General features: G+C 64.4%; 14 protein-coding genes. 2 read left to right on the top strand and 12 right to left on the bottom strand.

The genetic code is table 11. The features are described 5' to 3' along the window. The first annotated feature begins 160 nt into the window (after nt 1–160). On the top strand, nt 161–640 hold the full coding sequence (locus tag M3149_RS19885; RefSeq protein WP_251711184.1) for a PAS domain S-box protein: 480 nt from the start codon (nt 161–163) through the stop codon (nt 638–640). Between the two features lie 83 nt (nt 641–723). Here M3149_RS19885 and M3149_RS19880 read toward each other — a convergent pair whose 3' ends face one another. Further along, nucleotides 724–1197, bottom strand: coding sequence for a helix-turn-helix domain-containing protein (locus tag M3149_RS19880; RefSeq protein ID WP_251711183.1), 474 nt, complete (start codon nt 1195–1197; stop codon nt 724–726). Nucleotides 1198–1332: 135 nt separating this feature from the next. Next, the gene (locus tag M3149_RS19875) at nt 1333–2718 is read right to left on the bottom strand and encodes an FAD-containing oxidoreductase (RefSeq protein ID WP_251711182.1); all 1386 of its coding nucleotides are present in this window, start codon (nt 2716–2718) and stop codon (nt 1333–1335) included. A gap of 200 nt (nt 2719–2918) precedes the next feature. Between M3149_RS19875 and M3149_RS19870 the strand changes: the two genes are divergently transcribed. After that, entirely contained in the window at nt 2919–3122 is a 204-nt protein-coding gene (locus M3149_RS19870; RefSeq protein ID WP_251711181.1) for a hypothetical protein, read from the top strand. Nucleotides 3123–3174: 52 nt separating this feature from the next. Here the strand turns inward: M3149_RS19870 and M3149_RS19865 are convergent, their stop codons facing one another. The 10 genes from M3149_RS19865 to M3149_RS19820 all read right to left on the bottom strand — a co-directional run bounded on the left by M3149_RS19865 (nt 3175) and on the right by M3149_RS19820 (nt 12386). Further along, the gene (locus M3149_RS19865; RefSeq protein ID WP_251711180.1) at nt 3175–3312 is read right to left on the bottom strand and encodes a hypothetical protein; all 138 of its coding nucleotides are present in this window, start codon (nt 3310–3312) and stop codon (nt 3175–3177) included. 50 nt (nt 3313–3362) lie between these two features. Next, nucleotides 3363–3584: a GDCCVxC domain-containing (seleno)protein gene (locus M3149_RS19860; RefSeq protein ID WP_251711179.1), complete on the bottom strand. Its 222-nt coding sequence runs from the start codon at nt 3582–3584 to the stop codon at nt 3363–3365. Next, nucleotides 3581–3862, bottom strand: coding sequence for a mercury resistance system periplasmic binding protein MerP (gene merP, locus M3149_RS19855; RefSeq protein ID WP_251711178.1), 282 nt, complete (start codon nt 3860–3862; stop codon nt 3581–3583). The genes M3149_RS19860 and merP overlap by 4 nt, the downstream gene beginning before the upstream one ends. Before the next feature lie 7 nt (nt 3863–3869). After that, nucleotides 3870–4241 carry a mercuric transporter MerT family protein gene (locus M3149_RS19850; RefSeq protein ID WP_285887351.1) on the bottom strand — a complete coding sequence of 124 codons (372 nt, stop codon included), beginning with the start codon at nt 4239–4241 and terminating at the stop codon, nt 3870–3872. Nucleotides 4242–4318: 77 nt separating this feature from the next. Continuing rightward, complete coding sequence (locus M3149_RS19845; protein ID WP_251711177.1) at nt 4319–4747, bottom strand: MerR family DNA-binding protein; 429 nt, start codon at nt 4745–4747, stop codon at nt 4319–4321. A gap of 568 nt (nt 4748–5315) precedes the next feature. Further along, nucleotides 5316–8450 carry an efflux RND transporter permease subunit gene (locus tag M3149_RS19840; protein ID WP_251711176.1) on the bottom strand — a complete coding sequence of 1045 codons (3135 nt, stop codon included), beginning with the start codon at nt 8448–8450 and terminating at the stop codon, nt 5316–5318. Beyond that, a complete protein-coding gene (locus tag M3149_RS19835; RefSeq protein ID WP_251711175.1) occupies nt 8447–10060 on the bottom strand; it encodes an efflux RND transporter periplasmic adaptor subunit in 1614 nt (537 codons plus the stop codon). Before M3149_RS19835 ends, M3149_RS19840 begins: the two co-directional genes overlap by 4 nt. After that, nucleotides 10057–11331, bottom strand: a complete 1275-nt coding sequence (locus tag M3149_RS19830; RefSeq protein ID WP_251711174.1) for a TolC family protein — start codon at nt 11329–11331, stop codon at nt 10057–10059. The genes M3149_RS19835 and M3149_RS19830 overlap by 4 nt, the downstream gene beginning before the upstream one ends. 93 nt (nt 11332–11424) lie before the next feature. Next, nucleotides 11425–11787, bottom strand: a complete 363-nt coding sequence (locus M3149_RS19825; RefSeq protein WP_251711173.1) for a hypothetical protein — start codon at nt 11785–11787, stop codon at nt 11425–11427. A gap of 56 nt (nt 11788–11843) precedes the next feature. Further along, on the bottom strand, nt 11844–12386 hold the full coding sequence (locus M3149_RS19820) for a peroxiredoxin-like family protein (RefSeq protein ID WP_251711172.1): 543 nt from the start codon (nt 12384–12386) through the stop codon (nt 11844–11846). Nucleotides 12387–12418 lie beyond the last annotated feature (32 nt).

The raw sequence follows: 12418 nt of genomic DNA, 5'->3' as shown, positions 1-12418 counted from the left end.
CTGTGCCAAGCCGCAGCCCTATCGCCCAACTGGCCTCGCATGCTGCGCAACCTCGCCGTCAACGCAATCAGAGAGCCGGCACCACGACTGACCGCTGGCTGAAAACGAATATTTCAGGGCCGACTACGGCATAACCCGAGACAACCCAAGTCCGATTTGCATGACCCTGACACGCCTGAAAGACGGGCTTTACCTTGAGGTCAACGACGCATGCGAGCAGGTGTTTGGTGGTCCTCCCCAACACTTCATTGGGAAGACATCGCTGGAAACAGGTATCTGGCCAAGCAAACAGGTGCGCGAAAACTATGTCAACACCATACGGCGCAACGGTCGCCTGATGGGCTACGAAACAGAGGTGTGCAACCTCAAGGGCGAACTGGTCGAGGTCAAGGTATGGGCCGAGATCATCGACATAGAAGGCGAAGCATGTGCCCTCTCCTTCGTCCTCAATGTGGCTGAAGAGAAGCGGCGCCGCAACATGCTGATCAATCTCGCTGAAGGGGTTTCACCCAAAATCGGACAGGCGTTCTTCCTGTCGGTGACAGAGCATATGGTGGCGGCCTTGGGGGCCACAATAGTTGTGATTGGTGAAACGGCAGAAGGAGGTGGAATAAGCACAACACTCGCTGCAGGGCAGTAGTTCGGCTTTGAAAATCAAACTTGGGTTAGCGTGATGAAGCCGTTTTTAGGCTAGCCAGGGGTGACTACTGAAGTAATGCGCATTCAAGCGGCAATCTGCGACTCCGCCTCACGCTTACCAAGGGCCAGACGCTCCAGGATCTGCGGCACTCTCGAGGCGCGAGGAGAAGCCCCGCCAGACTCCCACTTCCAGATCGAAAGTGATGAAACCTCCAAGAGCTTGGCCATCTGCTCTTGGGTAAATCCCAATCTGGCGCGTTGAGCCTTAAGGCGTTCGGACGTGAACACCACTTTGCGCCCCGGTTTCCCTTTAATTTGCACTGCGCTCGATTCTTGTACTGCACGCTCCGCGACCCGAACCTTTTCCACCTTGCCTTTGCCCTGATTCCTATTCATCCGGTTGACATGTGCCTGCACGGCCTTCAGCTGCTTCTTCAACGCAGCGATTTCGGAACGATGAGCCGTAGATGTCTTGCGCATCGCTGCAATTTCTTCTCGCAGTTCCTTGCGGGCAACTCGGGCGATTTCTTTTTTGAGAGAGTCGGCGAATGAGGTCATCTGCACATAGTAATGCAACAAACTTACGCGTCCTATAACTTAGCTAGTCGAAGTGGCCCACCCTAGGCTCCTTGGAATGGCTTCACGGAGTATCGTGGGGAATAAAGCGCCAAAGGCTGATGTTGTGAAGCGCTCTCAGTGCCCGTCCAGTGGCTTCAACTGCTGCAGCAGCGTGGGCAGCAGCTCCGACACCGTGGGGTGAATATGTACAGTGCGCGCCATCACGTCGCAGGGCTGTCCGGCGGCCATCTGGTCCAGCAGGCTGTGCACCACTTCGTCGCCATTGAGTCCGAGGATGGCCGCGCCCATCAGCAGCCGCGTGTCGGCGTCCACCAGTACCTTCATGAAGCCCTGGGTTTCACCCGCTTCGCGCGCGCGGCCCACCTTCTGCATCGGCATCTTGCCCATCAACACCCGCCGCCCACTCGCACGGGCTTCGGTCTCGGACATTCCCATGCGGCCCAGGGCCGGGTCGATGAAGAGCGCATAGCAGGGGATGCGGTCCGAGATGCGCCGCGGGTCGTTGTCGAACAGGTTCGCAACGACGATCTCGTGGTCGTTCCAGGCGGTGTGCGTGAAAGCGCCTTTGCCGTTGCAGTCACCCACCGCCCACACACCCTCAGCGCTGGTGCGGCACTGGTCGTCCACTTCGATATAGCCCTTGGCGTCCATGCGGATACCGGCGCTCTCCAGGCCGAGTCCGTCGGTGTTGGGGCGGCGGCCCACGGCCAACAGCACATGGCTGGCGACGATGGGTGCTCGTTCATCCGAGCATTGCGCGCCCACCGCGATGCCATCAGCGCGCTGCGCGAGCGACAGGCAATCAGCCTCCAGTTCGAAGCGCACACCTTCTGCCTGAAGAATCTCGCGGATGCAGTCCGACACGTCGGCGTCTTCGCGCGGTAGCAGACGCGCCGAGCGCTCCACCACTGTCACCTGGGCGCCGAAGCGCCGCATCATCTGCGCGAACTCCAGGCCGATGTAGCTGCCGCCCACAATGACCAAGTGCTCGGGCACGGTCGCCAGCTCCATGATCGATACGTTGTCCAGGGTGGGCACGTCGTCAATGCCCTGCAGTTCCGGGCGCACCGAGCGTCCACCCACGTTGAGGAAGATGCGCGGTGCTGTGAGCTGACGGCCATTCACCTCCAGCGTGGCCGGCGCCACGAAGCGCGCCTCACCGGTGATCACCTCGGTGTGGGCGAGACCCCGCATCCACGCCTCCACCGCCTGCCGCGAGTGCAGCACGATGCCTTCCTTGCGCGCCTTCACCCGCGCCATGTTCACCCGGATGTCTCCCGCGTCAAAGCCGTACTCGGCGCCGCGCTGCGCCTGGCGCACGGCACGCGCGCTGGCCACCAGTGTCTTGGTGGGCACGCAGCCCACATTCACGCAGGTACCGCCGAAAAGATGGCGCTCGATCACGGCGGTGCGCAGCCCTTCGCGGGCACAGCGCGCGGCCAGGGCGGGGCCTGCCTGGCCAGCGCCGACGACGATGGCATCAAAAACTTCCTTGAGCATGCGGGGGATCTCTGGGTTGGTGTAAACGACCCTGTTGATCATGTACCTTCGGTATAGGTGCTGTCGACCCATTCAGGCGCGGCCTGTCCTGCGCGTCGGAATCCACTAGAGAGACACCCATGGGCACCAACCGCAGTGTTGAGTTTTTCGACCGGCATTTCGAGCGGTAGATTCACCTTGTGCCAGGCGGCACGATGGTGGTGAACGTGCTGCTGGACGGAACGATCTACATGGACAAGTTCGACCCTAATGCCCATTGCCTGATTCCGCGGAGTTTCCTGCAGGTGCAATATTCCTGCTGGCAGGTGATCCCCTCTGCATATCGGGAGTTTGCAGCACTGGGGGACAAGGTGAAGTCGTTCGCCACCACCGGCAGCAGCTCTCACCCATGTCCAGCATGGTGAATGTCGAGATCGGGGCGGCGCGGGAGAGGGTGGCCCGCATTGCCTGAAATAGTCAGCTTTTCCGGAATTGTCTTAGTAGCACCCCTGTGCCAAGTACCAGGCCAAGCAGAGCCAAAAGCAAAATCAGCACCGTTGGCGCCATCATCAAGCCCATTCCGCTCATTCCATCCATACAGTTCATCATGGTCATTCCCGGGGTTCGTGTGTAAGTGGTCAGACTATGGGTCTGTCGTGCTGATATCAGCCGCAGCAGCCTTTGGACCCGCTCGCCTGTACCGGGGGACACGCAACGGTGCCGTAGGAGCAGTAGACGCAGCAGTCGCCGGCCTTTGGCTTTAGCACTGCGCCGCACCCCTCGCAGTCGTAGAACCACTGACACGCATCCGTGGGCATGGTCTCGACCTTCGCGTGTCCGCAGCTTGGGCAGGTCAACACGGAGATCAGTTCCGGCTGCGTTGTCACTTGGCCACCTTCACGGGTGTTGATGGGAAGCCGGCGTTTTCAGTGGCCCTCGAAAGGGTCGCCACATCTACCTTGGTGTCGTCGTACACCACAGTCGTCTGCCGCTTGGCGAGGTCGCTCTTGATGGAGGCGACGCCAGGCACCTTTGATAGCGCGGCCTTGATCGTCACGGGACAAGACGCGCAGCTCATTGTGGGTACAGACAAGGTGACGGTCCGGGTGTCGGCGAAAGCAGGACCAGTTGCGAAGACCGCGAGAACGAAGAGTGCAGTTTTCATTTCAACCTCAATAGAACAGTGGGGCGACAAGAGGAAATCCAAGAACGACGACGAGGAGGATCACCCCCATCACGAAAACAGTTTTCTGGGCATGCTTGCCCTCTGGCGTAGCACAGGCGCGATCGTCCTCGCACACAGGTGCGCGCCAAATCATGCGCCAGGCCATGAAGAGGGCCAGGCCGGCTATCGCAAGGAAGATGGGCTGGTACTGCTCGAAGGCAGTGAGCTGCCCGATCCAGGCGCCTGACACGCCAATTAAGACCAGGACCAATGGGGCGACGCAGCAAAGAGAGGCCACCAAAGCGGCAAAGATCGCTGCCCCAAGTACAGGAGATGCGGAGCTCGAGGCTCCTTGTGTCGGCGGTTTCTCAGTGTGCATGCTGCCAAGACTAAGGCCGTACTAGGCTACGGAGTCAAGGCCATTGGACCAGGGTGGTCACTCCAGCGTACCTGGGCTCATTCAGAGCAATTGGTTTCGGTCGGTGCATGAAAGGAAGCGATCAGCGGGCAAGCCACCTTGCCCCGACCAACGCGGCAAGCCTTCACCAGGCCGGACAGAGCCACTTCCATGCGCGCCAACTCCGCCAACTTCCTTCGGATCTCGACAAGTTTTGCTTCTGCAAGGGCGCTTGCCTGCTTGCATTGGGCACCATCCTCAAGTCTCAGAAGCTCCCCGACTTCATCCAAGCTGAACCCCACACTCTGCGCGGACTTGATAAAGCGCAGCCTTTCAACGTCGGCAGCGCCATAGCGGCGGATGCTCCCGGCCTTCCGCGTTGGCTCGGACAGCAGCCTCTTGCGCTGATAGAACCTGATCGTTTCCACACCGACGCCGGCAAGGGCACCAAACTCGCCAATGGTCAGGTGATCGTTGTGCAGGTTCATTCGATGCTCTGTAGTTAGCTACGGTTCCAGCATAGCGCAGTCCAAGCTACGATCCCTGCTGATCGATGTTCGGTGCTGCGTTTTGTCTGCGGTGTCCATGCACCTCCGCTGAGCGAATAGAGACAAGCCAATGTCGAACTCGCTGAACGCCGCTACAAGTGGTTCTTCGAGTGACTCATGCATCGCCGTCACTCTCTCTTGGTCGAGTACCAAGCCTTTGGCTATGCGGTGTGCCGTCACGAGATCGAGTGCAGACCCGACACATCTTTGCAGTTCTTGGGGAACAAATTCTCTGAAGTCCATTGCCAGTCCAATACGCTTGCAATTTCTGCGTGTCCGTCTCTTCAACAGGGTCTCGAACATTCGCGCTCAAGGGCTTGAGCGGTTGAAAGGGGTAATCACCGGTCGATTGCTGGCTGTATCGAGAACGGCGGTAGCGCCCCCGACAGCGGTATTTCCGCAGAAGTTGCGGGCAGCCCCTCGCTGGAATATGCGTTCCCAGTTCGGTCTGCACATGGATTTCATGCAGGCGTGTTGCCTAGAAGCATTCTGCGTTCCCACCGAGTTCCTAAACAGTGGACGCTTTGCGCGGCCGCCGCATCAACCGATAGACCACCGGCACCACCAGCAGTGACAGCAGCGGTGCGCTGATCATCCCGCCAATCATGGGTGCGGCGATGCGCTGCATGACCTCGCTGCCGGTGCCCATGCCCCAGAACAGCGGCAGCAAGCCGGCCACGATGGTGGCCACCGTCATGGCCTTGGGCCGCACCCGCATCACTGCGCCCTCCCGGATCGCTTCCAGCAACGACGGTTCGTCCGTGCGCCCGGCGTCCAGCCGTTCCTGCCAGGCCTGCTTGAGGTAGATCAGCATGATCACGCCGAACTCGGCCGCCACACCGGCCAGCGCAATGAAGCCCACCACGCTGGCCACCGACAGGTTGTGCCCGAGCAGCCAGAGGAACCACACCCCGCCCACCAGCGCGAACGGCAGCGTGGCCATGATCAACAGGGCTTCGTCGAAGCGGCGGAAGATCAGGTACAGCAGCACGAAGATGATGAGCAACGTGACCGGCACCACCAGCTTGAGCTTGGCGGTGGCGCGCTCCAGGAATTCGAACTGCCCCGACCACGACACGGAGTACCCCGCGGGCAGCGCCACTTGCTCGGCCACCGCGCGCTGCATGTCGAGCACCGCGCCGCGCAGATCGCGCCCGCGGATGTCCACGTACACAAAGCCGGCCAGGCGCGCGTTTTCGCTGCGCAGCATGGGTGGACCCTCGGTGATGCGCAGGTCGGCCACGTCGGACAACACCAGGCGCTGGCCACCGGGTGCCACGATGGGCAGCGCGCGCAGCTCAGGGAGTGAGTCGCGCAGCTCGCGCGGGTAGCGCAGGTTGATCGGGAAACGCTGCAGGCCCTCCACCGTCTCGCCGATGTTCATGCCGCCCAGGCCGCCGGCCACGATGTCCTGCACGTCGGCGATGTTCAGGCCATAACGCGCGGCGTCCGCGCGGCGGATGTCCACGTCGATGTAACGCCCACCCGTGAGGCGCTCGGCCAGCGCGCTGCTCACACCGGGCACGTCTTTCACAGCCTTCTCGATCTCGCCGGTGAGGCGGTCGATGGTGGTGAGGTCGGGCCCGGCCACCTTCACACCCACGGGGCTCTTGATGCCGGTGGCCAGCATGTCGATGCGGTTGCGGATGGGTGGCACCCAGATGTTGGACAGCCCCGGCACGCGCACCGTGCGGTCCAGCTCTTCGATCAGCGCTTCCGGCGTGAGACCGGCGCGCCATTCGTTGCGCGGCTTGAACTGGATCGTGGTCTCGAACATCTCCAGCGGCGCCGGGTCGGTGGCGGTCTCGGCGCGCCCGGCCTTGCCGTACACGCTCTGCACCTCAGGGATGGTCTTGATGAGGCGGTCGGTCTGCTGCAGCAGCTCGGCTGCCTTGGAGGCCGAGAGCCCGGGCAGCGCAGTGGGCATGTAGAGCAGGTCGCCTTCGTCCAGCGGCGGCATGAACTCACTGCCCAGTTGGCGCAGCGGCCAGATGCTGACCACCAGCACCAGCGCTGCCACCACCAGCGTGAGCTTCGGTGCTTTCAGCACAGCATCCAGCACCGGGCGGTACAAGGCGATGAGAAAACGGTTCAGCGGGTTGGCCGTCTCCGCCGGTATGCGCCCGCGAATCAAATAGCCCATGAGCACCGGGATCAGCGTCACGGCCAGACCGGCAGAGGCCGCCATGGCGTAGGTTTTGGTGAAGGCCAGCGGCGCGAACAGCCGACCCTCTTGCGCCTCCAGCGTGAACACCGGGATGAAGCTCAGCGTGATGATGAGCAGCGAGAAGAACAGCGCCGGTCCCACCTCGGCTGCGGCGTCGCCGATCACGCGCCAGCGCGGCTCGCCCTGCAGCGTTTCGCCCGGGTGATGGTGCGCCCAGCGCTCCAGGTGCTTGTGGGCGTTCTCGATCATCACGATGGCCGCGTCCACCATGGCGCCGATGGCAATCGCAATGCCGCCGAGCGACATCACATTCGCGTTGATGCCCTGCTGCTGCATCACGATGAACGCCATCAGCACACCCAGCGGCAGCGAGATACTGGCCACCAGCGCACTGCGCAGATGGAACAGAAACGCCAGGCACACCAGCGCCACCACGATGAACTCCTCCACCAGCTTCTCGCCGAGGTTTTTCACCGCGCGCTGAATCAGGCCCGAGCGGTCGTACACCGACACGATCTCCACACCGGCCGGCAGGCTGCGCTGCAGCTCGGCCAGCCGGGTCTTCACCGCTTCAATGGTCTGCAATGCGTTCTTGCCCGAGCGCATCACCACCACGCCACCCACGGCCTCGCCCTCGCCGTTGAGTTCACCGATGCCGCGCCGCATCTCCGGCCCGGTCTGCACCCGCGCCACGTCGCCCAGGCGCACGGATACACCGGCGCTGTTGGTGATGAGCGGGATGGCGCGGAAGTCGTCGAGTGTTTTGAGGTAGCCGTTGGCCCGCACCGCGTACTCGGCCTCGCCCAGCTCCAGCACCGAGCCCCCGGCCTCCTGGTTGCCGCGCGACACCGCCTCGGCCACCATGGCCTGCGTCACGCGGTAGGCGGCCATCTTGTCGGGGTCGAGCACGATCTGGTACTGCTTGACCATGCCGCCCACGCTGGCCACCTCGGCCACATCGGGCACGGTCTTGAGCTCGAAGCGCACGAACCAGTCCTGCAGGGCGCGCAGATGGGCAATGTCCTGCCCACCGGTGCGGTCGACCAAGGCGTATTGGTAGATCCAGCCCACGCCCGTGGCGTCGGGCCCAATGCTTGAGCTGGCCCCACGGGGCAGGCGCGCCTGCACCTGGTTGAGGTACTCCAGCACGCGCGAGCGCGCCCAGTACGGGTCCACATCGTCTTCGAACAGCACATAAACAAAGCTGTCACCGAACATCGAGAAGCCGCGCACCGCGCGCGCGCCCGGCACCGACAGCATGGTGGTGGTCAGCGGGTAGGTGACCTGGTTCTCCACGATCTGCGGCGCCTGCCCGGCCCAGGTGGTGCGGATGATCACCTGCGTGTCGGACAGGTCGGGCAGCGCGTCCAGCGACGTGCGCTGCAGGGCCACGACACCCCAGGCGCTGAGCAGCGCGGTGGCCAGCAGCACGAGGAAGCGGTTGGCGATGCTCCAGCGGATCAGGCAGGCGATCATTGGCGTGGCTCCGGTGCCACGCGCTGCAGGCTGGTGATGCGCGGCACATCACCGTCCTGCATTTCAAACTCGATCTGCAGCCGGTCACCGGCCTCCAGGTCGCGCGGCTGCTGCGGGCGCGGCGGCAGTTTGAAGTCCATCTGCATCTGCGGCCACTTCAGTGCCGGGATGGGTGGGTGCGTGAGCGTGACCGTGTCACCGCTGAGCGCATCGATCACCGCATCGGTGGTGTAGCGCTGTTGGGTGGACGGAGGCACTGGCTCCTGGTTGAGACGTGCCTCCAACCCCCGCAAGCTGGCTTCGGAGTCGATCAGGAACTGGCCCGAGAGCACCACGCGCTGGCCCATTTGCAGCCCCGCGCTGATCTCGGTCTGGCCCCCCACCTCCAGGCCCGCGGTCACCTCCACCGGCCGGAAGCGCCCGCCGTCCTCGGCCACCATCACCACACTGCGACGCCCGGTGTGAATCACCGCATCGCTGGGCACCAGCAAGGTCGCGGCGGCCTTCGGGCGGTCCAGCCGCATGCTCACCAGCATGCCGGGCACCAGCCGCCCTTGCGGATTGGCCAGCTCGACCCGCGCGCGGATGGTGCGCGTGACCGCGTCCACCTCGGGCAGCAGCGCCTGCACCTGGCCCTCGAACGTCTGCCCAGGCGCACCGGTGCTGGTGGTGCGCACCCGCGCACCCGGTTGCAGCAGCGCGGCCTGACTCTCAGGCACGGCGCCTTCTGCCCACACGGTGCGAGTTCCTTGCAGGCGCATCAGCGTCATGCCTGGCATCACGGTGGCGCCCTCGCGCACCATGAGTTCGCTCACGATGCCGGCGATGGGCGCGGTGAGCGTGAAGCGCGGCTGCACCACACCCGAGCTCACCACGCGCTGGATGTGCGCGGGGCTCATGCCGGCCTGGCGCATGCGCTGGCGCGCGGCATCCTGCAGCGCATCGGTGCCCGGGCCGCTCAGCCGCGCCAGCGCCAGGTATTCCTCCTGCGCTGCCACCCAATCGGGCACGTACAGCTCGGCCAGCGGCGCACCGGCCGCCACGCGGTCCAGCGCGGCTTTCACATGCAGCTTCTCCACAAAGCCCATGGCGCGCGAACTCAACTCCACACGCTCGCGCTCGTTCCACACCACGTTGCCCACGGCTGTCACTTCCGACACCAGCGAGCCCTCCACCACCGGCGCGGTGCGCAGGCCCAGGTTCTGCTGGACGCGCGGGCTCACCGTGACGCTGCTGGCGTCCGCCGCTTCGTTGCCGGCGTAGCGAGGCACCAGCATCATGTCCATGAAGGGCGACTTGGCGGGCGCCTCGAAGTTCTTGCCCGGCACCATGGGGTCGTGGTAATTCAGGATGCGCCGACCTGTGGCTGGATCCACATCGCCGGCCTTGAGCGATTCGCGGATGTGCCGGCGCGTGGCTTCTTCGCCCTGCGGGATGGTCCACAGCGACGGGTCGTCGGTGGACGTTGTGCTGGTGCTTGCCGCAGGCTGTGCGGTGGTCTGCGTGGTGTGGCCCATGCCCTGCTGCATGCCCAGCCACCAGGCACCCGCGCCCACGGCAACGAGCAGGGCCACAGCGGCCAGCGCGACGAAGGATGTTTCCCTGCTCATGGTTTCACTCCTGTTGGGCTCTCGGGGATGAGGTATTCCAGCCTGGCCCACAGGCCGGCGGTCTCGCGCTCCAGCGCGAGGCGTTCGAGCGCGAGGTTCAGTGCATCGCGGCGCGCCTGCAGCACGGGGCCCAGACCCTCGCGCCCGCCCCGGTAAGCCGCGAGCGCCACTTCAACTCGCTGCGCAGCCAGGGGCTGGCGTTGCGCATCCAGATGCGCGAGCCGCTCCAGCCCAGCGCGCCAGTCCTGCTGCCAACGCTGCACCTGCAGCGCCCGCTCGCGGGTCTGTTCCTCGCGCTCGGCCTCCAGTTCGTTCACACGCGCCAGGCGCGCGGCGAGTTCGCGTTGCTGGCGCTGCGGGCGGTCCCATTGCAGCGGCACCGACACGCCGACCGACACCATGTTGGAGAACTGCGAGCCACGCTGGCTGAACATGATCTCGACGCTCCAGTCGGGCTTGAGCTCCTGGCTCGCCAGTTCAGCCTCGGCCCGGGCCACGGCCTCGCGGGCCTGCAGCGCAACGAGATCAGGCAGGTTGCGCAATGGGTCCGCTTCGCCCACCGCTGCCGTGGTCTGCCACATCGGCGGTGGATCGGCCAGCGGCTGGTTGGGTGGTCCGCCGGTGAAGCGCGCCAGCGTGAGGCGGGCGTTGGCGCGCTCGGCCTGCGCGCCGATCAAGCCTTGCTCCAGCTGGGCCAGCGCTTCACGCGCGCTCAACACATCGGCCGTGGAGCCCCGTCCACCGCGAAGAGCCGCCTCGGTGGTCTGCACCAGCACACGCGCTTCGCTGATCTGCGCCTGCAGCAACGCCCATCGCTGCTCCTGCATGCGGCGCTCCAGCCAGGCCTGTGCCACCTCGGTCTGCAGCAGGGCCAACCGCTGCGCGCGTTCGCTCAACGCCGCGTCGGCCTCGCGTTCGAAGCGCTCGCCCCGGGCGCGGCGCTTGTCTGCGTTCGGCAGGGTCTGCATGAGTGCGATGGAGCGCATGGTCATGAAATCGCGCGTGGTGCTGAACCGGTCGGGCCCGTCCACCGGCAGGTTGTCCAGCGACAAGCGCAGCACCGGGTCGGGCCGCTGCGCAGCCGCCACCGCCATCTCGCGCGCACCTTGCGCGGCGGCGGTGGATGCGTCGAGGCTGCGCGAGCGGGCCAGGGCTGCGCTCACCGCAGCGCTCAGGCTCAGGGGTTCATCGGCGGCGGCGGGTGTGACCAGCGCGAGCAGGCCAGCGAAGGCCAGCACGGCGCGTGCAAGAAAAAGCGAGGGGTGTTCCATGTCTGAGCTCCGGAGCAGGCACGCCCGGGCGCAAAAGCCCTGACAGCGCGCGACAGCAGCGCCACCGGCGGGTGGGCTGCGCTGTGCGGGGAATCAGACGGAAGTGGGCGGACGCCAGAGGCGCGACGTGGCGCCCGGGGGAAGGCTGAGCCAGGCCGGCGCTTGAGGGTCCTGGGTGACCGGGGTCTGGGCCACGAGGGAGGGGAAAGACGGCAGGCCTGCAGCTGACGTAACACAACTCTGGACGCTCTTGCAGGGCTGACCCGTGCGCTCAAAGGTGACCATGTCGTTGCAGCAATCGTCCATGGTCTCGGCCAGGGACTCTGCCATCTCGCCGGCTTCGTCCGCCATGGCCATCATGCCCTGCATGGGACATGGCGCGGCAACGCCCTGCACAGCCGCAAATCCCTGCAGGGGCAGCAGCAGACACAGGACGAGGACAAGCAGGCAGCGCATCAGCGGATTCTAGAAGAAGGACTTGCAATGTGGTGCGGTCGCGCCATCGAACCCCATCATTGCGGCAAAGCTCCGCTGTATTCACCGCGCGCGGGATAGCTTTTGGCCACCGCGAAGTCCAAGGCTGCGATCAGCTCATCAAAATGGGGACGGGCAAAGGGCATGGTCTGGACGGCGCCGTAGTACAGCGTCGCGTCTGGACGAACAATGAAGACCCCCGGCTCGGAAAACAACGCGGGCTCCTCGATGCCGATGGATGTCGCCCCACGGGACGCGCTGATGTAAAGACCCCACGCGCGTGCAACCTCCAGGGGCAGGCTGTGCCCCACCCGCAGATCAGGAGCGTTCAGCTTGTCGGCCATGGCCTGGGCACGTTCTTCAGTGTCGCTGGACAACGCAATCACCTTCACGCCGCGCTTTGTGAACTCGGGAAGGAGTCGACCAAGCTCGAGCAGGTATTTGTGGCAGATCGGGCAGTGCAGGCCGCGGTAAAAGACCACCAGAGAAAACTGTTCTGGCGAATCGGTGGCGATGTTGAAAGTACCGTGGGACAGGGTCGGGACAGCCAGCGCCGGTACTGTTTGGCGGGGAATGAGCATGGTGTATCTCTCGTAGGTTGTTGTGATGGCGA

The organism is Hydrogenophaga intermedia, from assembly GCF_023715105.1.
GTDB lineage: Bacteria > Pseudomonadota > Gammaproteobacteria > Burkholderiales > Burkholderiaceae_C > Hydrogenophaga > Hydrogenophaga intermedia_A.
The sequence above is the reverse complement of the archived record's forward strand: the minus strand, read 5'-3'. Positions and strand labels throughout refer to the sequence as shown.

Coding starts and splice junctions, on each gene's coding strand:
- M3149_RS19840 (WP_251711176.1), bottom strand. CDS start 8,450: ATGATCGCCTGCCTGATCCGCTGGAGCATCGCCAACCGCTTCCTCGTG.
- M3149_RS19875 (WP_251711182.1), bottom strand. CDS start 2,718: ATGCTCAAGGAAGTTTTTGATGCCATCGTCGTCGGCGCTGGCCAGGCA.
- M3149_RS19825 (WP_251711173.1), bottom strand. CDS start 11,787: ATGCGCTGCCTGCTTGTCCTCGTCCTGTGTCTGCTGCTGCCCCTGCAG.
- M3149_RS19830 (WP_251711174.1), bottom strand. CDS start 11,331: ATGGAACACCCCTCGCTTTTTCTTGCACGCGCCGTGCTGGCCTTCGCT.
- M3149_RS19845 (WP_251711177.1), bottom strand. CDS start 4,747: ATGAACCTGCACAACGATCACCTGACCATTGGCGAGTTTGGTGCCCTT.
- M3149_RS19820 (WP_251711172.1), bottom strand. CDS start 12,386: ATGCTCATTCCCCGCCAAACAGTACCGGCGCTGGCTGTCCCGACCCTG.
- M3149_RS19850 (WP_285887351.1), bottom strand. CDS start 4,241: ATGCACACTGAGAAACCGCCGACACAAGGAGCCTCGAGCTCCGCATCT.
- M3149_RS19835 (WP_251711175.1), bottom strand. CDS start 10,060: ATGAGCAGGGAAACATCCTTCGTCGCGCTGGCCGCTGTGGCCCTGCTC.
- merP (WP_251711178.1), bottom strand. CDS start 3,862: ATGAAAACTGCACTCTTCGTTCTCGCGGTCTTCGCAACTGGTCCTGCT.
- M3149_RS19865 (WP_251711180.1), bottom strand. CDS start 3,312: ATGACCATGATGAACTGTATGGATGGAATGAGCGGAATGGGCTTGATG.
- M3149_RS19885 (WP_251711184.1), top strand. CDS start 161: ATGACCCTGACACGCCTGAAAGACGGGCTTTACCTTGAGGTCAACGAC.
- M3149_RS19880 (WP_251711183.1), bottom strand. CDS start 1,197: ATGACCTCATTCGCCGACTCTCTCAAAAAAGAAATCGCCCGAGTTGCC.